Origin of the sequence: Treponema berlinense, assembly GCF_900167025.1 — a bacterium.
Taxonomy (GTDB): Bacteria; Spirochaetota; Spirochaetia; order Treponematales; family Treponemataceae; genus Treponema_D; species Treponema_D berlinense.
The window spans coordinates 26,606-47,513 of sequence record NZ_FUXC01000003.1; the positions used below are offsets into that span (position 1 = coordinate 26,606).

The following is a 20,908-nucleotide window of genomic DNA, read 5'->3' on the forward strand; positions in this document are numbered from 1 at the left end:
ATTTCTATTTCCACTTGAACGTCGCAAGCCCGATTATGTAGATTGCGATTATGCAAAGCGGAACAAAGTACGCGAAGACTGGCTTCATCCAGTTTTTGACTTTGAGACCTTCGCCCCCGTTTGCTTCCTGCACGAGTTTTTCCCAGCCTAAGCCGAATCTGCTGCTGCAGCTGAAAACTGCGAAAATCAGCGCGCCGAGCGGAAGAAGGTTGTTGCTTACGATAAAATCCCAGAAGTCAAGCCATGCCGATCCTTCGCCGAACGGGTGAAAATGGAGCACGCTGTAGCCTAGAGCGGTTGTGAGCGCGATTAAGAAAATGCCGGCTCCGCAGATTACGCAGCCTTTTTTGCGTGACCAGCCTGTCATCTCGCGCACGCAGGCAAGAATATTTTCGCATACCGCAAGTTCCGTTGAGAACGCCGCGAATACCATAAAAAGAAAGAAAAGACTTCCCCATACTCTGCCGCCTCCCATGTTGTTGAAGACGGTTGTCATTGTGTTGAAAAGAAGAGACGGACCTGCGTCAACTGCGATTCCAAACGACGCGCATGCCGGAAAGATAATCAAGCCCGCTGTAACCGCAACGAAAGTGTCAAGAATAATGACTTTTACGGATTCTCCCATAAGGCTTCTGTCTTTTCCGATGTAGCTTCCAAAAATTGACATTGCGCCTATTCCAAGAGAAAGCGTAAAAAACGCCTGGTTCATAGCACCAACGACAACCGGAACTGTGAGCTTCTTAAAGTCGGGAACGAGATAGAACGAAAGTCCTTTTGCACCGCCCGGAAGAGAAATGCTCCGCACAGCAAGCACTGTCATCAAGACCAAAAGAAGAACCATCATGTATTTTGTGATTCGCTCAAGTCCGCTCTGAAGATTGCGGGTGAGAATCAAAAAGCACACCGCAACAGCGATAAAAAGGTACATTACATTTATACGCGGGCTTGAAATCATCTTGCCAAAGCTAAGCTCTCCTGACTTTCCAACTACAAACGAGACAAAATAGTAAACCAGCCAGCCTGTAACAACCGTGTAGAACGCCATCAAGAAAATGTTACCAAGCAGGCAGACGTAGCCGTGAATGTGCCATTTTGAGCCTGGCTTTTCAAGCTTCTGGTACATTCTGACCGGGCTTGCCTGAGAAGCTCTTCCAAGCGCGAATTCCATTGTCAAAGCCGGAAGCCCCAGCACAACAAGAAAAGCAAGATAAACAAGAACAAACGCGCCGCCTCCGTTCTGACCGACCATCCACGGAAATTTCCAGACGTTTCCGCACCCAATAGCGCAGCCTGCGCTCAGCAGAATAAATCCAAGTCTGCTGCTCAATCTTTCTCTAGCCATAAAAATATTTTAGCAGAATTTCAGGGCGGTGAGAACAAAATTTCTTGATTGCAAAAGAAATCGCCTTGCAGAACGGAAATTGTAATTTTACACTTGAAAAACACATGAAATTCACATATATTCAAGTGTAGGTTACTGTTTTTGGAGGATATTATGGCAAATTTAACAATTACTTTGGATGACCAGGACAAAAAGGATATTTCTTCATTTTGCGAGCAGGTTGGCATGACAGTTTCAGGTCTTTACAACGTTTTTACAAAACAGGTTCTCCGCGAAGGACGGATTCCGTTCGACATAGCCGTTGACCGCCCGAACCGCAAGACAATCAAGGCAATGAAGGAAGGCGACAGAATTGCGAACGACCCGAATGTGAAAGGATACAATAATGTTCATGACTTGATGGAGGCCTTGTTAAAGTAATGGAATTTTCAAAGGAAAAAACAAAATACGAAGTAAAATTCACCTCTGCAATGAAGAAAGACATGAAGAAAGTTGAAAAGCGGCATTACGACTTAAGCCTTTTTGCAGAAATTGTCGGCAAACTCGCAAACGCTCTTCCTCTCGATGAAAAATACCACGACCACGAGCTTGAGGGAAACTGGAAAAATCACCGTGAATGTCACATAAAACCGGACTGGCTTTTAATTTATCAGATAAAGGATGATGTGCTGATTCTTGAACTTTCACGCACAGGAACTCACGCTGACTTATTTAAAAAATAGAATTTTTTTCCAGCCCGCTTATTTTTCCCGGAAACTGAAGGTACTCACCAGAATCCCAGGATCCGGCGGAAGATAATTTTTTGCGTGAAGGATTGGAAGAGCGGCGGAGCCGTTGCGGAACGTAGTGGAGCAATGCAGGCGGAAGCCGGAACTCTGGAAAGCCTGTCGGCAACTTGTTGCCGGCACGCCCTTGTTTTGCCCTAAAATTTGACGAACTGAGATTTTTATTGTATTTTTTTTGTCAGATAAATATTTTTTGTAAAAAATGAGGTTTTTATATGAATGAAGAAATTAAAAAAATCGAATGGAACGACGAATATCTTTTGGGGGTTCCGGAAATTGACAAGCAGCACAAAAAACTTATTGCTATTGCAAACGAGCTTTATGATGTTGTTACTGGAGATGAATCTGCCTTAAAGGAAAAAATGCCTTCCATTTTAAAAGAATTGACTGATTATACTGAATATCATTTTTCTAACGAAGAAGAGCTTCAGAAAAAAATCGGTTATGTCGGACTTAGCACGCACAAGGCCGCACATGAATTTTTTATAAAGGAAGTTGGTTTTCAGATTCAGAAACTTTCTGCTGACAGCAAGGGCGGTGTTCTTGGTTTTTACAAATATATTGTAAACTGGGTTTTGAATCACATTGCAAAGGCTGACAAAATCTGGGCAAATTTTATGAAGCAGAATTCTTAAATTTAACAGGTTTCGATCAAATCTTCTAAAAGAATTTTTTAGATTTTTTTTCACAAAAATTGTCAAAAGTTTAACTTTAAAGACACTTTATTATATAGAAGAGTTTTTTTTGTTAAGAGGCAATTTATGAAAATTAAGAAATCTGTTTTTTGTTTTGGTTTTGCATTTTTTGTGTCAGGATTTTTGTTTTGTTCGTGCAGTCAGTCGTGTTTGCTTGCAGAAAAAAATCAGTCTGAAAAATTGAATTCTGTCAAAATTTTGAACTGGAATTTGCAGACTTTTTTTGACGGAAACTTTAGCGGAACTGAATATTCTGAGTTTGCTTCAAGTTCTGCCGGCTGGTGCAAAGAAAAATACGGTGTTAGGCTTGAGCGGCTTTCGGAAGTTGTAAAAGCCTGCGAGCCGGATATTTTTGTTATGCAGGAGCTTGAAAACGAAGACCAGCTTTATGACATTTTTAACCGGCTTTGTTCAAATTTCAGTATTTCAAAAAATTATAGTTATGGTTGTTTTTACAAAGATGAAGGTTCGGCGATTGGTCTGGGTGTTTTGAGCCGTTTTCCGCTTTTTGGAAAAACCGTTCATTCTCTGGATGTTCGTTCTGAAGCCGAAAGCCAGCCTTCGATGCGCCCGCTTTTAAAAGTTTTTGTAAATGTAAATGAACGGCCTCTTTTGCTTTTGGTTAATCACTGGAAAAGTAAGAGCGGTGGGGCGGAAAAAAGCGAGGTTTGGCGGAATTTTCAGGAATCTGTTCTTGCCCAGAGTTTTGCGGAGTATGAGGGTAAAAATATTCCTGTTGTTGCCTGTGGCGACTTTAACCGCGATATTCTTGAATTTAGAAAGATAAACGGACGAAAACTTCAGTTTAATGTTGAGCTTCGCGGTGAAAATCCTGCTTTGGTTTATTCTCCCTGGTATGATTCTGGCGGAAACCTTTTTGAGCCGGGCAGTTATTTTTATAACGGGAATTGGGAGCGAATAGACCATTTTTTTGCCGGAAGTGGCGCGAATGTTTCTGATTTTAAGGTTGAATGTAAAGGAAACTGGTCAAATGCCGACGGTTCGCCTTCAAAATATATTTTAAAGTACGGAACTGGATATTCTGATCATTTTCCTGTCAGCTGCGTAATTTCGTGGTAAGTTGAGATTTTTTTGCAGAAAAGGCTATTCGTTTCGCATATGAAAAATTCCGTCGGAATAGCCTTGAATCGAAGAGTCTTTTTCTGCCATTTGAAGGCGGTATTCGCTCCAGGCGCAGTAACGCTGTTCTTTTTCGATTGTGCACCAGTGGCGGCCGAGTTTTTTTGCCGTTACGGCTGTGCTTCCAGAACCTGCAAAAGGGTCGAATATTAAATCTCCCTGATTGCTTGACGCCAAGATTAGCTTTGCAAGGAGTTTTTCTGGTTTTTGAGTTGGATGCGCTGTATTTTCGCTCATCGACCAGAATGGAATTGTTATGTCGTTCCAAAAATTTGAAGGGCAGGTGTCGCGGTAATTTCCTTCGGAAGATTCTGTCCAGTCTTTTGGTTTTCCGTTGGTTTTGTACGGAGCGATTACTTTTCTGCGCATTTTTACTGCATCTGTGTTAAAAACATAATCTTCGGATTTTGTAAAAAACCAAATGTCTTCGTGGCAGTTTTTCCAGTTTGCTTTTGCTCCGCGGCCTTTTTCTCTTTCCCAGGTGATTCTGTTTCGCAGAAATATTTTTCCTTCTTCTTCGTATTCGTTTAAAACTTCGCCGACAATTATTGAGCTTTGCCAGTCGACGCAGATGTACATTGAGCCGTTTTTTGTGAGAAGAGGCAGCGTAAGTTCAAGCCATTTTTTTGTGTAAGATTTGTATTCCGCATGATTTTTTGCTGCAAATTTTGAAGAATTGTACTGTTTTGAAAGGTTGTACGGCGGATCTGCAATTACGAGCGGAAATGTTTCTTCTGGAAGTTTTGGAAGCAGTTCAAATGTGTCGCCACAGATTATGCAGTCGGTAAGTTTTTCTTTTGATGGCAAAAATGACGGATCTGCAAAAAGGCATTTTTTTAAGTATTCTGAGCCTTCTTCTTCTGTAAAATTTATGGTCTTGTTTCGAGAGGATTTTTCTTTAATTTGCGGCATGAACGAAATTATAATTAAAATTCAATTTTTTTTCTATTTGTCCGTTTTGCGTTTTTTTTAATCAAAAATTAACATTCAGTTTTTATACTTATTATCTATATTCGTATTGAATAAACTTTTATAACATACTATATTACTAGGTTATAAAGGGATTGGAGGACTTATGAAAAAAGTTTTTGGAACACTTGCGCTTGTTTTGGCTTCTTGTGTATTGTTTTCGGCCTGTGGAAAAAAAGGCGGAGAATTGAATGTTTATTCGATTATTCACGATGAAGAAACTGCGGCTCTTTGTAATCTTTTTACAAAAAAAACTGGAATTAAAGTAAATTATTTGCGTGCGACAACTGGCGAACTTGTAAACCGCGTTATTGCCGAAAAAGACGACCCTAAAGCCGATGTTCTTTTGGGCGGCGGTTCTGCTTATCATATTCAGGCTGCAAAAGCCGGTGCTTTGGACGTTTATGTTCCAAAAATTGCAGGCAAATTGCCGTCTTATGCAAAATCTGCTGACGGAACCTGGACTGGATTTTGTGTCCTTTCTCTTGGAATCGGAATTAACGCAAAACGTTTTGCAGAAAAATTCCCTGGCGTTGAATATCCTAAGACTTGGGACGAGCTTGCAAATCCAATTTTTAAGGGCGAAGTTGTTATGACAAACCCTGCAAGTTCTTCGACGGCGTATCTTTTCCTTCAGAACCAGTTGCAGCGTCTTGGCTGGGAAAATGGCTGGAATTATCTTGAAAAATTGAGCCAGCTTGTTGGTCAGTTCCCGGACAGTGGAAGCGCGCCTCCAAAACTCATTGGAACAGGCGAATATGCTCTTGGAGTTGCTTACCTTCATGCTCTTGTAAAATACAAGGCACAGGGATTTGATATTGTGACAGTTTCGCCTCCAAAAACTGCCGGCGACGTTGACTGTATTGCAGTGCTGAAGAATGCAAAAAATCCTGAAAATGCCAAAAAGTTTGTTGATTTTATTCTCGGTAAAGACGCTCAGGAACTTATGACTTCAATCGACTTTACTGTTCCTGTAAATTCAGAAGCTGGCATAATTGAAGGAGCAACAAGAATTGAAGATGTTGATTTAATCAATTATGATAGAGCAAAGGCCGCTGGTCAAAAAACAGAAGTTTTGTCTAAGTGGTCAAAAATCTTAAACTAGAATTGGAATAGTCCATTTTTCAAGGAACTAAATTGAATAAAACAGGAAAAATTTACGGTCAGGAAAAAAGTTTTTTTGCCTGCGCTGCATTGTGGCTTTTTTTTGCGATAACAGTAATTATTCCTGTTTTATACGCTCTTTTTTCTGTGCGCCTGTCCGACTTTGCACAGATTTTTACTCAAAAAAGATTTTTTACGGCAATCAGAAATACTGCTATTGAATGTGTCTGCTCGACCTTTGTTTCTGTTTTTGTCGGTTACATTTACGCTTATGCCGTTGTCCGCGGCAATCTTCCTTTTAAAAAATTATTTGCGGTCGTTCCTGTTGTCCACATGGTAACGCCTCCTTTTGTCGGAGGTCTTTCTTTTATTCTTTTGTTTGGACGGCAGGGATTTTTTACAAAAACATTGCTCGGTCTTGATGTGAGCCTTTACGGTTTTTGGGGACTTCTCTTAAGCCAGGTTTTGTGTTTTTTTCCGATTGCATATTTAATTTGCTGCCAGACTTTAAACGGAATAAATCCTTCTATTGAGCAGGCTGCAAAAAGCATGGGGGCAGGCAACTGGAAAATTTTTAAGTCGGTTACTTTGCCGTTGAGTTTTGCTGGAATTGTTTCGGCTACGCTCTTTATTGCAGTAAGCGTTTTGAGCGATTTTGGAAATCCTCTGATTGTTGGCGGAAGATTTAATGTTCTTGCTGTTGAAATCTACACTCAGCTTACCGGCTGGCTTAATATTGGGACAAGTGCGGCAATGGGGCTTGTACTTTTGATTCCGTCAATTTTGCTTTTTGTGATGCAAAATCGTTTTTATAAAAAAAATGCCTTAAAATTTGCGACAATTGGCGGAAAAATCGGCGGAGGAAAGCCAAGTCCAAAATCAGAAAAAAATATTCCGTTCAAAAAAAACAAAAATGTCAGTTTTGGAATGAATATTTTACTTACGGTTTTTTGTTCTTTTTTTGCAATCCTTATTATTGCGCAACTTCTTTCTATTATAATGGGGGCTTTTCAAAAACTTTGGGGAATAAATACGAGCTTTACCTTTGCCCATTTTAAGGCAATTTTTTCGTTCAGCCAGAGTCTGTTCAATTCCCTTTGTTTTGCCTTTGTGGCGGCGCTTTTGTCGACTTTTATTGCGGCTCTAACCGTTTATCTTACTCACAGGACAAAGCTTCCGCTTGTTTCGGGGCTTGATGCGGTTTGTCAGATTCCTTCTGCAATTCCAGGAACACTTTTTGGACTTTCTCTTGCCTATGTTTCTTCGTATATCGAAAGAATCCTTCATTTTGAATTGAGCTCGTTTTTAATCATAATTGCAATGACTGTAAGTTATCTGCCGTTTAGCTACAGAATCTGCTCTTCAACTTTTAGCCGCTTGAAAATTTCTCTTGACGAAGCGGCACGTTCTTTGGGGGCAGGACGGCTGAAGGTTTTAAACGATATTATTTTGCCATTGAGCATTGGCGGTCTATTTAGTTCTGCCGTTTACGATTTTGCCCGTGGCGTTGGAACTATAAGTTCGGTTATTTTTCTGGTAAGTTTTAACACAGGACTTGCCTCGATAAAAATTTTGAATTTGGCAGAGCAGGGCGACTGGGGCAAATCTGCGGCTCTGGCACTTGTTTTAACTGTCATTACTTTTATAATACTTGGAGCCGGAAAAATTTTTAGCCGGCGGTTTGAGGCAAAAATTTATGAACAGTAGCAGTGCAAGCCTTACTTTTAAGAACGTTTCTTTTAGTTTTGGAAATACTCGGACTATCGACGATTTTTTTCTTGAAGTAAAAAGCGGTAGTTTTACAACACTTTTGGGACCAAGCGGTTGCGGAAAAACCACCCTCCTAAAAATAGTTTCCGGTTTTTTAACACCGGATTCCGGTTCAATTTTGATTGATGGTGCGGACTGCACCTTTGTTCCGCCGGAAAAAAGACAGATTGGAATGGTTTTTCAGGATTATGCTCTTTTTCCGCATATGACGGTTCAAAAAAATCTTCTCTACGGACTTGAAATAAAAAACAAAAACAGCAAAGAAGAAAATTTTGCAAAAATACATAAAACCGCGCGCATCCTCGGAATCGCCAATCTTCTGGAAAGATTCCCTCATGAGCTTTCTGGCGGACAGCAGCAGCGCGTAGCCTTGGGGCGCGCTCTCGTTCTTGAGCCGAAAATTCTTTTAATGGACGAACCGCTTTCTTCTCTTGATGCAAAGTTGCGTACTCAGGTTCGTGAAGAACTAAAAGATGTTCAAAGCCAGATTGGAATTACAACTCTCTATGTTACTCACGACCAGGAAGAAGCTCTCTCGCTTTCTGACACGATTGCGGTTTTAAAAGCCGGAAAATTGCAGCAGGTTGGAACTCCAAGGCAAATCTATTTTGAACCGGCAAACGATTTTGTCGCAGATGCGGTCGGCAGGGCAAATTTTATAAAACTGACAGACTTAAATGAATTTGAAATTGATAATCCGTCTCTAAAAGAAGCAAAAACATTGACAGTCCGGCCGGAATGGTTTTTAAAGATAAATGCCGGCGAAAAAGAGACAAAAAATTGCCTTACAGTCAGTGGAACTGTTGTTTCGACAGCATTTTTAGGACAGACAACTCGCTACCGCATTCGCCTTGACAACAAAACTTCCCAGATTTTGACCGCAGATTTACCGACCGAAGATGAAGATTTGCCTTCAGGTCAAAAAATCACCCTCAAAATCGAAAAATATCTGTTAAAAAAATAGCGTATATGAAAAAAATTCTGGCAACAATTTTTGCATTTTTTGCAGTTCAGCTTATTTTTGCTTTTCCTTCTCTTGAGCCGTCAATTTTGTGGGGACTGGAGGAAAATTCAATTCAAAAATTTGAACACATTGACGAAAAACATAACATTCTTGGCCAAAATCTTACCTCAAGACAGATAATCCAGACAGCGTTGGAATATTCGTTTTGTCCAGTAGAAAGCGAAGAAGGCTTATCCTGCTTAAAAAAATACGATTCGCTCGAAAAAGCCGTAAAAAAACAGTTTTCCGGTCTTGAAAAAATTGACGCGGCGGAAAGACTGCTTTTATTTTTGTATGATGTTGCCCTTTACCGGTACGAAGAAGACGCAACACGCCTTAACACGACACTTTTGACAGGTTCGTACAACTGCGTCACTGCAAGCATTTTGTATCTTGCGTTGGCCAGGAGTCTAGAAATCGAAGCCTGCGTTCAGGAAACAAATATCCACGCCTATTGTTCTGTTTTTATTGACACAAAAAAAATCGACGTCGAAACGACAAATCCTTATGGCTTTAATCCCGGCGAAAAAAAACTTGTCGCACAATCCGAAAACAACCGCAAATACGCCGTAATTCCAAAAAAATACTACGCCGGAAACAGACAGATAAGCAGTCGTGCAGCCGCAACCTTGACCGGAAAAAATATTGCAAGCAGCTTAAACGATTCCGGCGACTACGAAAAGTCAATTCCTCTCGAAATAAGCCGCCTTGAGTTTCTAAAGCTTTTTTCAGACCCGGAAACAAAAACAGCAAAAAACGACCTTGATACGCTGGCCTGCAACTACGCAATAACCCAAAATCGCGCCTCACAGCCGGAAAACGCCCTCGAATTTCTTGAAAAAGTAATTCAAAATTTTGGAAACAGCGCGGCCCTTCAAAAAACTTACGGAAATTCGCTTTACAACGCCGCAGTCAATCTTCTTAACAAAAACCGCGAAAATGACGCGCTTGAACTTTTTAAAAACCGTAGCGCCCTTGCAGCCGAAGCAATGCAAAACCGCGTAAAAAAAATGATAGACGGACAGATTTTAAAAAAACACGAAATATCCGTTCACAATCAGGTTGTACCGCTTTTTAATACAGGAAAATTTGACGAGGCCAAATCGATACTCGAAAAAGAACTTGCTCAAAATCCCGAAAGCCCGCTCTTAAAAAAAGATTTGCAGACCGTAAAAAAAGCCTTGGCACAATAAAAAAATCGTTTGTTATTCCGGGCGTTCCCTTCACTGCGTTCGGGTCGCTATGTCCATGGTTCGCTACGCTCATTCCTGCGCCTTGCTCCGGAACCAGGATGTCCCATAAGTATCTTTTATGTCATTTTTAAGCTTGACCCGACATATATTACAATCATTTAGAAATTTTTCAACGACTTATAGGGACATCCCCTCATTCCCAGCGCTAACGCAGTATGCACTAAAGAATAATGCAGACCCTGTCATAAAATCAATTTTAATTCTTAAGCACTCCAATCGGAACGACTAAAACACCGTCTTCACGTTTGTAGGCGTATTTTCCAAAATTTCATTTGCCATTCATCAATAAGACGTGGAACAGCGCTTTTTAGTTCAAGTTTTTTCGACGTTTTGTAAAGATTTTGTTCGGCGGGTTGTGGCGAAAATTTTTGGTCTTTTGATTATTATAGTACAAATTTCAAGTTCAACTTTTGATTTGTACCAAAATAATAAGTTCATTATGCAAAAGCCGGTCTTGGCCAGAGTTTTTGCATTTGTTTTCAAGGATTTCGTGAAGAATGCAAGCGCACCAGAAGATAGAATTTTTGTCAAATAAAAAAGGCTACCCTTTGTTGAACAATCAACTTTACAGGCAGCCTTTTTTTTTAATCTAGCTTAAAGCCAAATTATTTGTTCAAGCGAGCCTCGAGTTCATCGAGGATTGCCGTAAGTTCTTTTGGAAGGTGTTTTCCGAATTTTGGATAGTGGTTTTCACGAATATCCTTAACTTCTTTTTTCCATCCTTCAACATCAACCTTGAGAATCTCTGGAAGAGTCTTTTTGTAGTAGTCTGCGAGACCGTCAGTGTTGATTGCGCCTTCTTTTGGCATGTAACCGATTGGTGTGTCGATAAAGTTGTCTTTTCCGTCACAGCGGTCAAAAATCCATTCAAGAACGCGGCTGTTGTCGCCGTATCCTGGCCACATAAATCCGCCTGGAAGTTCTGCGTTGTTGTCGTCCTTGCGGAACCAGTTAACGTAGAAGATTTTTGGCAAGAGGTCTTTGTCTTTTGCAGCGTTGCCAACGTCGATCCAGTGCTGGAAGTAGTCGCCCATGTTGTATCCACAGAATGGAAGAATTGCGAATGGGTCGCGGCGGATTTTTCCAACCTGAGAAGCATCGATTGTAGAAGCAGCAGTGATTTCTGAACCTACGATAGATCCGAGGAATACACCGTGGTTCCAGTCACGGCTCTGGTGAACAAGTGGAATTGTTGACGGACGGCGTCCACCGAACAAGATTGCGCTGATAGGTACACCTTCTGGAGATTCCCAGTCAGAAGCGATACATGGACACTGTTTAGCTGGTGCTGTAAAGCGTGCGTTTGGATGAGCGAATTCTTCGCCTTTTGGTGATTTGTCTTTTGGAAGAGCATCACGTGTGTTGCCTTTCCAGTCAACGAGCTTGCCTTTTGCAGGGTAGCCGATTCCTTCCCACCAAACATCTCCGTCTTCTGTGAGCGCACAGTTTGTGAAGATTGTGTTTTTAGAAGCAGCTTCAAGAGCGTTTTTGTTAGACTGGGCAGAAGTTCCTGGAGCAACTCCGAAGAATCCTGCTTCTGGGTTGATAGCGTAAAGACGACCGTCTTTTCCGAATTTCATCCATGCAATATCATCGCCGACTGTTTCAACTTTCCAGCCAGGAATTGTAGGAATAAGCATTGCGAGGTTTGTTTTTCCACAAGCTGATGGGAAAGCACCTGTAACGTATTTAACTTCGCCCTGTGGGTTTGTGAGCTTAAGAATAAGCATGTGTTCTGCAAGCCAGCCTTCTTCGCGGGCGAGAACTGAAGCAATACGGAGAGCGAAACATTTTTTTCCGAGAAGAGCGTTTCCGCCGTATCCAGAACCATAAGACCAGATGAGGTGTTCTTCTGGGAACTGAGAAATGTATTTCTGTTCAACTGGAGCACAAGCCCATACACCGTTGTCTTTTTCGCCATTGTTGAGTGGTTTTCCAACTGAGTGAAGACAAGGAATAAAGTTGTCATCAATGTACTTCCAAACTTTTTCGCCGGCACGTGTCATGATGTCCATGTTCAAAACAACATATTCTGAATCTGTAAGTTCAATACCGTATTTTGCGATTGGTGAACCGAGAGGTCCCATGCAGAACGGAATAACGTACATTGTGCGTCCGTGCATACATCCTTTGTAAAGACCTTTCATTGTTGCTTTGAGTTCAGCAGGGTCGATCCAGTTGTTTGTAGGACCAGCAGCTTCCTGAGTTTTTGCTGCAATGAATGTTCTTTTTTCAACACGTGCTACGTCAGAAGGATCTGAGCGGAAAAGGTAGCTGTGAGGTTTTTTAGCCAATGGAGTAGCAAGACCGGCGTCTACACAAATTTTTACGAGACGGTCATACTCTGCTGTAGAACCGTCGCATACAACAACCTGGTCAGGTTCACACATTTTAACACATTCTTCAACCCAAGCCTTAACCTTGGCGTTTTTAATGTCATTAACTGTCATTCTAAGATCTCCTTAAAAAAAATCTAACTAAAACGCATTATAGTATTTTTGAGCCGTGAATTCAATGACAATAATTGCGATTTTGTCGTTAATTATTTTTTATTATTGGGCTATTGGGCGAAATTTATTGCGCAAAATTGAGCAAAAAACCGGGTAAAAATTCTTGAAAATTCGGAGCGCATTTTCTTGTCAAACCGGCTCTTACTGCAAGTCCTTCTTCGCTTCGCTCGTCCGGTCTTTCCGTGGCGATCCGGGCTAAGTTTTTCTCTAAAAACGCGCAGTTTCCGCATTTTTTTTGCATCTTTGTTCACTCAGTTTTTTCGCTTTTCCATGTCGCCTTAATTTGCTAAAATAGTTTCACTTTTTTATTGGGGTTTTTTATGGAACTTAAATGGGTTATTCTGGTGCTTGCCGTCTTAATGTACGCGCTTGTAATCGTCTTTCAGGACAAAAAAGTGTGGTTTACGACATTTGCCGGAATTTTATGCATTGTGCTCGGAATGATTTTTCCGGGCGTTATTTTTGGTTCTGCAGAAGGACAGGTTTCGCGTCTTTTTGCTTTGACAAACGCTTTCGGTACCTTGATTAACTGGAACGTTCTTATGATTTATGTCGGCGCAATGACGATTGCGGCACTTTTCTTGTATTCAAAGGTTCCCGCAAAAATTGCCGACTGGCTTGTTTCCATTGCGCCTTCGACAGGAGTTGCGATTGTACTGATTCTTGCAATGACCGGAATTATTTCGATTTTTGTCGAGAACGTTGCGACTGTTCTTGTTATGGCTCCGATTGCTCTGAGCCTCTGCAAAAAATTAGAGATGAACCCGACAATGTTTATGGTCGGTCTTGCTGTCATGTCAAATCTCGAAGGAACAGCAACTCTTGTAGGTGATCCTCCGAGCATGATTTTTGCCGCGGTTGCAAATTACAATTTTAACGACTTTTTTATTCACGAAGGAAAACTCTCCATATTCTTTGTCGTTCAGACAGGTCTTCTTGCAGGCTGTATTTTCTTCTATATAGTGTTTGCGCATTTAAAGGACAAATCCGCTGTTCAAAGCGAACCTGTTCTCTCAGCCTTTCCTGCCGCTTTAATGCTCGTCATGATTTTTGGACTGGCGGCTCTTTCTTTTGCAAGTCCTTCCCTTTCAAAAATCATTCCTGAAGGCATAATGAACCTTTCTTCCGGACTTTTTGTAATAATTTTGGCGGCAATCGGAGTTCTGTGGTATTCTGCAAACCAGAAAAAAAACAAAAGCGAAGTCTGGACTTTGATAAAGGAGCTCGACTGGGAAACAATTTTCTTCCTGATGGGAATTTTCGTTGTCGTTGGAGCAATCAGCGGAGTAGGGCTTTTAAAAGAATTTGCAAATTTCCTTGTTCACTTCTGCGGCGGAAGTAAATTTTTGGGCTTTGTCGTAATTCTTGCAGTGAGCATTTTGATTTCTGGATTTGTAGACAACGTTCCGTACATTATGGTTATGCTTCCTGTCGCGCAGCAGATGGGCGCCGGACTCGGAATGGGAGCTGACCTTTTTATGTTTGCTCTGCTTGTTGGTTCTTGTCTTGGCGGAAACCTCACTCCTTTTGGAGCAAGCGCAAATGTTGTTGCCATGGGAATCGTCAAAAACGAAGGCTATCCAATGTCATTTGCAAAATGGCTAAAAGTCGGAGGAAGTTTTACAATTATTACAACAACAGCTTCGGCAATCGTTCTTTGGCTTTTGTGGAGCTAAAAATTTAAAAACTCAAAACGTACAAAAACGGGATGCAAGTAAAAAAGCATCTCGTTTTTTTTATTTAAAACTTTTGGAGCGCATCTGCTCTCAAACCGTCCTTCCTCAATTCGGTAACCCTCAGCCCTTTCGGGCCGCCTTTGGCGTTGCTCCAGCACGGGCTAGGCATTGATTAAAAAACTTTTCTTTGGTTCTTTAGGTTAAATGTTTAATTATTTAAACGTTATTTCATTTTTTTATAAAAAATTTATTTACACTCAGAAAATATTTCTGTATAATTTATATAAAAGTTACCGAACAATCGGTAACTTTTAGGGGACTTGCGATAATGCCTAAATTCAGACACGAGTTTAAATATTTTTCTCCAGAAATGGTTCTTTCTGCAATTGAACAGCGGATTGGAGCGTTGCTGTGTCTGGACAAAAATACTGGAGAAGCAGGCGAATACGCAATCCGAAGCATTTATTTTGACGATATTTACGACACTTGTTTTTTAGAAAACGAAAATGGCACCGACCCGCGCGAAAAATTCAGAATCAGAATTTACAACTGTTCAAAAGAGCGCATTACTTTGGAATTAAAGCAAAAAATAAACGGAATGTGCCTTAAAACTTCGTGTCCGGTTCCGCTAAAAACCCTCGAACAGATTATGGCCGGCCAAATTCCGGATTTTACGGCCCAAACTCCATACCTCTTAAAAAAATTGATTTCTCAGATGCATTTTCGTGCATTAAGGCCTGTTGTAATTGTCGCTTACGAGAGAGTTCCTTTTGTTTATCCGGACGGAAACGTTCGTGTAACTTTTGACAGAAACCTTCGCAGTTCAAGCAACATAGAAGATTTTTTTAATCCGCAGGCAGCGTTCAGGTCTGTTCTTTCGGTTGGAACTAATATGATGGAAGTAAAATTCGACGAGTTTTTGCCGGATTTTATAAACGAGGCATGTCAGACGAGCCTTTTGCAATGGACGAGTTTTTCAAAATTCTATCTTTGCAGAAAATTTGACATTCACGGAATGGCTTAAAAATTTTTAAATATAGAAAAACATAAAAAAGGACGGTAGCTTTTATGGGATTTAAGGATATTTTCAAAAAATCATTCATTCAGGGATTTACAAGATACGATGCGACTCCAGAAAACATCATTGTCGTTTTTTTGATTGCATCGGTTTTTGCGCTGTACATTTTCTTTGCCTACAGGCTTTTGACGCGCAGAACTTTTTATTCAAAGTCTTTTAACATTGCGCTTCCTGCTCTCGTATTGATTACTGCCGGTGTAATTTTGACGATTCAGTCGAGCGTTGTAATTTCTTTAGGTATGGTCGGCGCTCTTTCTATTGTCCGCTTTAGAACTGCAATAAAAGATCCAATGGATTTGGTTTTTCTGTTCTGGGCGATTTCTACAGGAATTATCTGTGGCGCAGGTCTTGCCCAGATTTCGTGCGTGCTCGCATTTATTTTGACTGTTGCACTTTTTGTTTTGGACAGACTTCCTGTTGCAAAAGCTCCAAAAATTTTGATGGTAAGCGGTAACAGTTACGAACTCGAAAAAAGCATAATGGCGCTTGTTCAAAAATATTGCAAAACTTTTGCAGTAAAAAGCCGCGCTCTTTCTAACGGAAAAATCAACCTTGTTGTGGAAATTCGCGCTTCTGACGATTCTGCCCTTTTACAGGAAGTCGCCGCTCTTGAGAATGTTGTTTCTTCAACAATTCTTGCGCACGACGGCGAAGTAACTTACTAGATTCATCTAAAAAAAAGAAAATATGAGCGTTTTTAAGGGAATAAAAAGATATTCTGTCGGCTTTGTTTTTTTATTTGTTCTGCTGTCGTTTGGCTGCGTTTTAGCATTTTTGCTTTCTTCCGAACGGGAAGTTACTTTTGAAAGTTGCAAAAAACTTGGTCTTCCGATACTTGAACTTTCTACAAACAAAAACAAGGAAATTACAAGCAAAGAAGACTATGTAAAAGGTGATTTTACTTTAACGGATTCTTCTGTCGTTCTTACAGGAAAATGCAAGGTTCGTGGACACGGAAATTCAACCTGGAAGACAACTTTTACAAAGAAAAAACCGTATCTTTTAAAACTTGACCGCGAAGAAAATCTTCTGGGAATGCCTGCTGCCAGAAAATGGATTTTAATGGCAAATTCCTGCGACCGCTCAATGCTTCGAAATTTTTATGCCGAGCATCTTACTCACAATGTCTGGAATAAAATGCGCTGGAATCCGCAGTCAAAATTTATAACGCTCTTTATAAATGGCAAATACCGCGGACTTTATTCGATTACGGAAAAAGTCGAAGTCGAAAAAAGCCGCGTTGAATTTGAGGGTGAAGGTTTTCTTGCCGAAATCGACAGTCACAGCGGCCGTCCATATTCTTTTTCAAGTCCGACGGGCTTAAGATTTCATATCCGCTCTCCAAAATCAACCGAAGAAAACTACAAAATATGGGCGGAAAAAATAACCGAACTCGAAAAAATTCTTTACAGCGAAAACTGGTTAAAAAAAGACGGATACAAAAAATATTTTGATATGGATTCGTTTGTTGACTGGTATCTTCTTTCTGAATTTTCAAAAAATTACGATGCAAAGTTCTATAACTCGGTTTTCATGAATTATGACTACAGCCAGGACAAGCTTTTTATGGGTCCTGCCTGGGATCACGACATTGCTTTTGGAAACAGCGGCGAAAGTTCTACAGGAAGCAATTCTTATAATTCTCTCGTAAGCAACAGCGCGTGGATTCAAATGTTCAGGGTTTTTGATTTTTCTAAAAACTCGACAATGCCGTCCAACGAAGAAGGTTTTTTGATAAATCAGTCGTCATGGTATCATCGCCTTTTTAACGATGCGGATTTTGTAAACGCGGTAGAAAAACGCTGGTGCGAAACCCGGCTTGAATTAAAATCTTCGATTGACTGGCTCAAGGAGCAGGGCGAGCTTTTAAATTCTGCCGGAGAATTAAATGACAGCGTATGGCACATAATTGGAAGCGCAATCTGGCCACGCGCGCCCGGATACCGCGACAGAAAAACTTATAAAAGCGAAGTAAAATATCTTACGGACTGGTGCGAGCGGCGTTTTGAGTGGATGGACAGTATTTTTTACCAGAAAACGTCCGTAAATAACTAGAATTACGCCGTCAAATCGAGAATTTGTCCTGCCTGAGGCTGAACTCCTGCAAGTCCGTAGCCTGTCAGATGGGATTTTTCTATTTCGTTTTGAATCTGCGACTGATAATTTTGAATAAGGCTTTCCATCTGGTCATCGCTCAAATTCGAATTGTCGGAAAATTCTGCTTTTGGCTGGTTTCTCATGGAGATAAGCTGGTTTAAAAGAGAGTTTAAAATCTGAATTTTACTTACAGAAACGCCTTGCTCTGGAATTGAAGAGGCAACTCCAGAAATATGGTCAAATTGAGAATAGATAACGGAAGCAGGATTTACAGGAACATAGAGTTTTCCCGAGCTGCCGCTTAAAATTCCGCCGTATGAATAAGCATTTAAAGAAATAGAATTGACCATAACTCAACCTCTAATAAATTTTCGGAAAAATAAAAAATTAGTTTAGAGGTTGATATATTTTTTTCTGGCATTTTGTGCAAACGTCAGAAAAGACAGCTGAAAACTTTTAGCGGTTTTTTCCTAGAACGCTGTCAACTTCTTCCTGGGTTACAGAAATCCGTTCGGTTTTTAATCTGTCCGAAAACAATTTGCTGTTTTTTTCAAAATTTTCCATGATTTGTGATGATTTAAAATTCGGTTTTCTTATGGTTTTTATTTTAGAACGTTCTGCCTGTAAAAGTTTGTTAAGTTCGTCCTGAGAAATTAAAGCTTCGTTCATAATTTTGCACTCCAATATGCTTTTTTAGTCAAACTGCTTTGACCAGGTATTTAAAAGCGATTCCATCGTAAGATTTTTTTTGTCGCTGTCTGTTTTTATTGCATTGTTCAAATAAGGAAAAATTACGCGCTCTTTTATGCTTTGCCAGCGTGGTGGAAAAGCCTGTGGAGCTGCAATTTTTTCTTCTGCCGGCAAGTTTCCGAGCAGATTTCTGTAAAAAGTTGGAAAAATGCGCTCGTTTACACCTTTTATTGTCGAAAAACCGGACACGATTCCAAAAGTCGCCGTGTCCAGATGCATTTTTGCAGAGCGTTCCAGCAAAAGCTTTTGATTTTTTTCCTGGAAAAACCAGCGGATAAAATTTTCAGCCTGCTTTGGATTTTTTGCGTGCTTGTAAATTGCCATAGAAACAATGTCGTCTTTTGCAGGAATGAAGCCGTTTATCGAAAGCCATCGGAAATCAACTTCGCCAAGCTGTTCAAAAGAAATTTTAAAAAGTTCACTGCTTGTTATATAGCTAAAAAGCGTTCTGCCTTCGGCAATTTGCCTGTATTTTGGAGTGTAGAGATATTTGAATTCAAAATCCTGCTCTGCCGTTGTGCTTGAGTTTTTTTCAGCAGTCCAGGCTCTGATATATTCAACTGCTTCTGAGAGTTTTTTTTCGTCCCAGACAAATCCGTTTCCTTTTTGCTTAAAACAAGGACCGAATTTTTTAGCAACTTCGTACAAAAATTCATCGTCCCAGGAAGGAGCAAAACCCATTTTTGTATAGAAACCTTTTTTATTTACAGCGTTAAAATCGCCGGCGAGTTCTTTTATCTGCTCAAGAGAAAGCGAATGTTGATTTGGAATTTTATCTTCGTTTTTGGAAGAAAAAACAAAAAGCGGAAGGTTAAAACTTACAGGAAGAAGATACTGGCTGCCAAAAATTTTGCCGTATTCAACGAGAGGCTCGTAAAGCGTAGAAACGTCGATGCTGTCTTTGCTCAAAAGAGAATCGAGAGGCCTAAAAAGTTTGCGGGTGCTGTCGTTTTTGAGCCATGAACCTGCGATTAAATCCGGTTTTTCTTCATCTTTTGCAGGTGGAAGTGAGCTTGCAAGACGCTTTTTGTAAACAATTACAGCTTTTGTCTTGTCTTGGATCGAATTAAAAAGTTCACTGTAAGAAACAAATTCTTCGCGGTCAGTCCAAATTATAAAAGTGTCTGGCGAATTGTCTTGTGTCTTGCAGCCCAAAAAAAGTCCGCAAAAAATAAAAATCGCCGCAAAAAAAGAAGTCCTCAAAAATCCAGTCATTATTCAAGTATACCGCATTTTTTTATATTTATAAATATTTAAAAATCAAAAATCGACTGTGTGGGTTGGTTCAAAAATGAACTTTACAGATGAATGTTGGATGTTGGAATGCTTGACTGACAGCACATTTTTCTGATTATGAGCAGATTGCCGCCAAAAACAAAAAGACGCCAGATTTTTTCTGACGTCTTTTTGTTTTTATAAGATTGATTTACATATTGTCGGCGCAGTCATAAATTGCTTTATATACTGTTTCTACCTGTTCTTTTTCAATACTGGAGAATGCAACTCTGAGTGTTTCTGAATCAATCGCAACTGTTCCAATCTGTTTTTCGTGCAGAATTTTCTGTCGCAGCTGTTCGGCATCGACTTTTGTGTGAAAACTCATAAAATATCCTGAATTGAAAGGCAGGGCTTCAAGATTTTTGCTTGTATGCGAGGTTACGAATTTTTTTACTTCTGTATAGCGCTCTTCGAGGAGCTTGCGGAAATCCTTTTTTTGATTTTCGAGCGCCGGATCGCTGAATGCGCGCAATGCAAGGCTCTGGCTTGGAGTTGATGAGCAGCTTACTGAAGAACGAATCAGTCCCATGAGCTTTTTTTCGAGGGCGGCGTAGTGCTCTTCTGTCAAGCCTTTTCCGCCAAATGTTAAAAATCCTGTGCGGAAGCCCCATACAAAGTCTTCTTTTGTTGGTCCGTCGATTTTTACTGCAAGGACATTCTCGTGCAAGTCTGCAAATTCTGCAAAAAGCGACTGCGGATAAATGTCGTTTTCGTAGTTTAGTCCAAAATATGCGTCATCGTCCCAGATAAGAACTTTTGCGCCTTTTTCTGCAATATCGCGGATTATTTTTACAATCTGAGCGGCTTCTGCGTTTGTAGGTGAATAGCCGCTTGGATTTTGCGGAAAGTTTAAAAGCAGGCGGACAAAGCCTGTTTCCGCTTCTTTTTCTACTGCTTTTTTGAACGAGTCAAGGTCGAATCCGTCGTCTGAAAAAAGATTGAATGTGTGGAACTGTGAATTTCTGCGTGTTTCTACAATGAGCGCATAATTGTCCCAGCTTGGATTTGGCGAAAGAAGAGGTTTGTCTTCGTCAAGAAAAAGGTCTGCAAGATAGGAAATTCCTGCTGTTAGTCCTGGAACTACAACTGGCATGGAAATTGATTTTCCTTTGAGCCCTGGATTTTTTTTGTAGATTAAATCTTTCCAAAGTGTACGCAGTTCCGGATTGCCAGCGGTCGGCATATACGAAACCAGTTCTCCAGCAGAAAGTTCTGGTGCATATTTATGCACAGCTTCGAGAATTGCCGGTTTTCCGCCTGTGAGCGTTGTTCCGATTGTTGCGTTTGCAACTTTTCCGAATTTTTTTGCTTCTCCTCCCTGAGCAATAATGCCTTTTGGGAAGAAAATCCTTAATCCTAAATCTGAAAGCAACTCGCCTGGAGTTGTGTTTTTAAGAACATTGTTCAATTCTTGTGCTAAAGGGTTCAACATGATAAAGTATATTATCGTTATAAAGT

The 20,908-nt window shown here is 40.5% G+C and carries 19 protein-coding genes; 12 read left to right on the forward strand and 7 right to left on the reverse strand.

The window, feature by feature from the left end:
• Positions 1-4: 4 nt before the first annotated feature.
• The gene (locus B5D47_RS03645) at positions 5-1,342 is read right to left on the reverse strand and encodes a sodium-dependent transporter (protein WP_078930472.1); all 1,338 of its coding nucleotides are present in this window, start codon (positions 1,340-1,342) and stop codon (positions 5-7) included.
• 153 nt (positions 1,343-1,495) lie between these two features.
• Here B5D47_RS03645 and B5D47_RS03650 point away from each other — a divergent pair, with 153 nt between their 5' ends.
• The 4 genes from B5D47_RS03650 (at position 1,496) to B5D47_RS03670 (ending at position 3,902) form a co-directional block, all read left to right on the forward strand.
• Positions 1,496-1,762, forward strand: coding sequence for a type II toxin-antitoxin system RelB/DinJ family antitoxin (locus B5D47_RS03650; protein WP_078930473.1), 267 nt, complete (start codon positions 1,496-1,498; stop codon positions 1,760-1,762).
• The gene (locus tag B5D47_RS03655; protein ID WP_078930474.1) at positions 1,762-2,064 is read left to right on the forward strand and encodes a type II toxin-antitoxin system YafQ family toxin; all 303 of its coding nucleotides are present in this window, start codon (positions 1,762-1,764) and stop codon (positions 2,062-2,064) included. Before B5D47_RS03650 ends, B5D47_RS03655 begins: the two co-directional genes overlap by 1 nt.
• Before the next feature lie 278 nt (positions 2,065-2,342).
• Positions 2,343-2,762 carry a bacteriohemerythrin gene (locus B5D47_RS03665; protein ID WP_078930476.1) on the forward strand — a complete coding sequence of 140 codons (420 nt, stop codon included), beginning with the start codon at positions 2,343-2,345 and terminating at the stop codon, positions 2,760-2,762.
• A gap of 126 nt (positions 2,763-2,888) precedes the next feature.
• The gene (locus B5D47_RS03670) at positions 2,889-3,902 is read left to right on the forward strand and encodes an endonuclease/exonuclease/phosphatase family protein (protein WP_078930477.1); all 1,014 of its coding nucleotides are present in this window, start codon (positions 2,889-2,891) and stop codon (positions 3,900-3,902) included.
• Between the two features lie 24 nt (positions 3,903-3,926).
• Here the strand turns inward: B5D47_RS03670 and B5D47_RS03675 are convergent, their stop codons facing one another.
• Complete coding sequence (locus tag B5D47_RS03675; RefSeq protein ID WP_078930478.1) at positions 3,927-4,874, reverse strand: DNA-methyltransferase; 948 nt, start codon at positions 4,872-4,874, stop codon at positions 3,927-3,929.
• 163 nt (positions 4,875-5,037) lie between these two features.
• Between B5D47_RS03675 and B5D47_RS03680 the strand changes: the two genes are divergently transcribed.
• From B5D47_RS03680 to B5D47_RS03695, 4 genes are read left to right on the forward strand one after another with little or no spacing between them, the layout of a single operon-like run.
• Positions 5,038-6,036 carry an ABC transporter substrate-binding protein gene (locus B5D47_RS03680; protein ID WP_078930479.1) on the forward strand — a complete coding sequence of 333 codons (999 nt, stop codon included), beginning with the start codon at positions 5,038-5,040 and terminating at the stop codon, positions 6,034-6,036.
• Positions 6,037-6,068: 32 nt separating this feature from the next.
• Entirely contained in the window at positions 6,069-7,742 is a 1,674-nt protein-coding gene (locus B5D47_RS03685; RefSeq protein ID WP_078930480.1) for an ABC transporter permease, read from the forward strand.
• The gene (locus B5D47_RS03690) at positions 7,732-8,769 is read left to right on the forward strand and encodes an ABC transporter ATP-binding protein (protein WP_078930481.1); all 1,038 of its coding nucleotides are present in this window, start codon (positions 7,732-7,734) and stop codon (positions 8,767-8,769) included. Before B5D47_RS03685 ends, B5D47_RS03690 begins: the two co-directional genes overlap by 11 nt.
• Positions 8,770-8,774: 5 nt before the next feature.
• Positions 8,775-10,001, forward strand: a complete 1,227-nt coding sequence (locus tag B5D47_RS03695; RefSeq protein ID WP_078930482.1) for a hypothetical protein — start codon at positions 8,775-8,777, stop codon at positions 9,999-10,001.
• A gap of 665 nt (positions 10,002-10,666) precedes the next feature.
• On the opposite strand, the gene B5D47_RS03705 is transcribed toward B5D47_RS03695, so the two are convergent.
• Positions 10,667-12,511, reverse strand: coding sequence for a phosphoenolpyruvate carboxykinase (GTP) (locus B5D47_RS03705; protein ID WP_078930484.1), 1,845 nt, complete (start codon positions 12,509-12,511; stop codon positions 10,667-10,669).
• A gap of 380 nt (positions 12,512-12,891) precedes the next feature.
• Between B5D47_RS03705 and B5D47_RS03710 the strand changes: the two genes are divergently transcribed.
• The 4 genes from B5D47_RS03710 (at position 12,892) to B5D47_RS03725 (ending at position 17,380) form a co-directional block, all read left to right on the forward strand.
• Positions 12,892-14,247, forward strand: coding sequence for an ArsB/NhaD family transporter (locus B5D47_RS03710; protein ID WP_078930485.1), 1,356 nt, complete (start codon positions 12,892-12,894; stop codon positions 14,245-14,247).
• Positions 14,248-14,575: 328 nt separating this feature from the next.
• The gene (locus B5D47_RS03715; RefSeq protein ID WP_078930486.1) at positions 14,576-15,271 is read left to right on the forward strand and encodes a polyphosphate polymerase domain-containing protein; all 696 of its coding nucleotides are present in this window, start codon (positions 14,576-14,578) and stop codon (positions 15,269-15,271) included.
• Positions 15,272-15,315: 44 nt separating this feature from the next.
• Entirely contained in the window at positions 15,316-15,990 is a 675-nt protein-coding gene (locus B5D47_RS03720; protein WP_078930487.1) for a DUF4956 domain-containing protein, read from the forward strand.
• Between the two features lie 22 nt (positions 15,991-16,012).
• A complete protein-coding gene (locus B5D47_RS03725) occupies positions 16,013-17,380 on the forward strand; it encodes a CotH kinase family protein (protein WP_078930488.1) in 1,368 nt (455 codons plus the stop codon).
• Between the two features lie 2 nt (positions 17,381-17,382).
• On the opposite strand, the gene B5D47_RS03730 is transcribed toward B5D47_RS03725, so the two are convergent.
• From B5D47_RS03730 to B5D47_RS03745, 4 genes are all read right to left on the reverse strand, one after another.
• Entirely contained in the window at positions 17,383-17,772 is a 390-nt protein-coding gene (locus B5D47_RS03730; protein ID WP_078930489.1) for a hypothetical protein, read from the reverse strand.
• A 106-nt stretch (positions 17,773-17,878) separates the two neighbouring features.
• Positions 17,879-18,091: a hypothetical protein gene (locus B5D47_RS03735; RefSeq protein ID WP_078930490.1), complete on the reverse strand. Its 213-nt coding sequence runs from the start codon at positions 18,089-18,091 to the stop codon at positions 17,879-17,881.
• 24 nt (positions 18,092-18,115) lie between these two features.
• The gene (locus B5D47_RS03740) at positions 18,116-19,387 is read right to left on the reverse strand and encodes an extracellular solute-binding protein (protein ID WP_078930491.1); all 1,272 of its coding nucleotides are present in this window, start codon (positions 19,385-19,387) and stop codon (positions 18,116-18,118) included.
• Between the two features lie 211 nt (positions 19,388-19,598).
• Positions 19,599-20,882: an aminotransferase class I/II-fold pyridoxal phosphate-dependent enzyme gene (locus B5D47_RS03745; RefSeq protein ID WP_078930492.1), complete on the reverse strand. Its 1,284-nt coding sequence runs from the start codon at positions 20,880-20,882 to the stop codon at positions 19,599-19,601.
• Positions 20,883-20,908 lie beyond the last annotated feature (26 nt).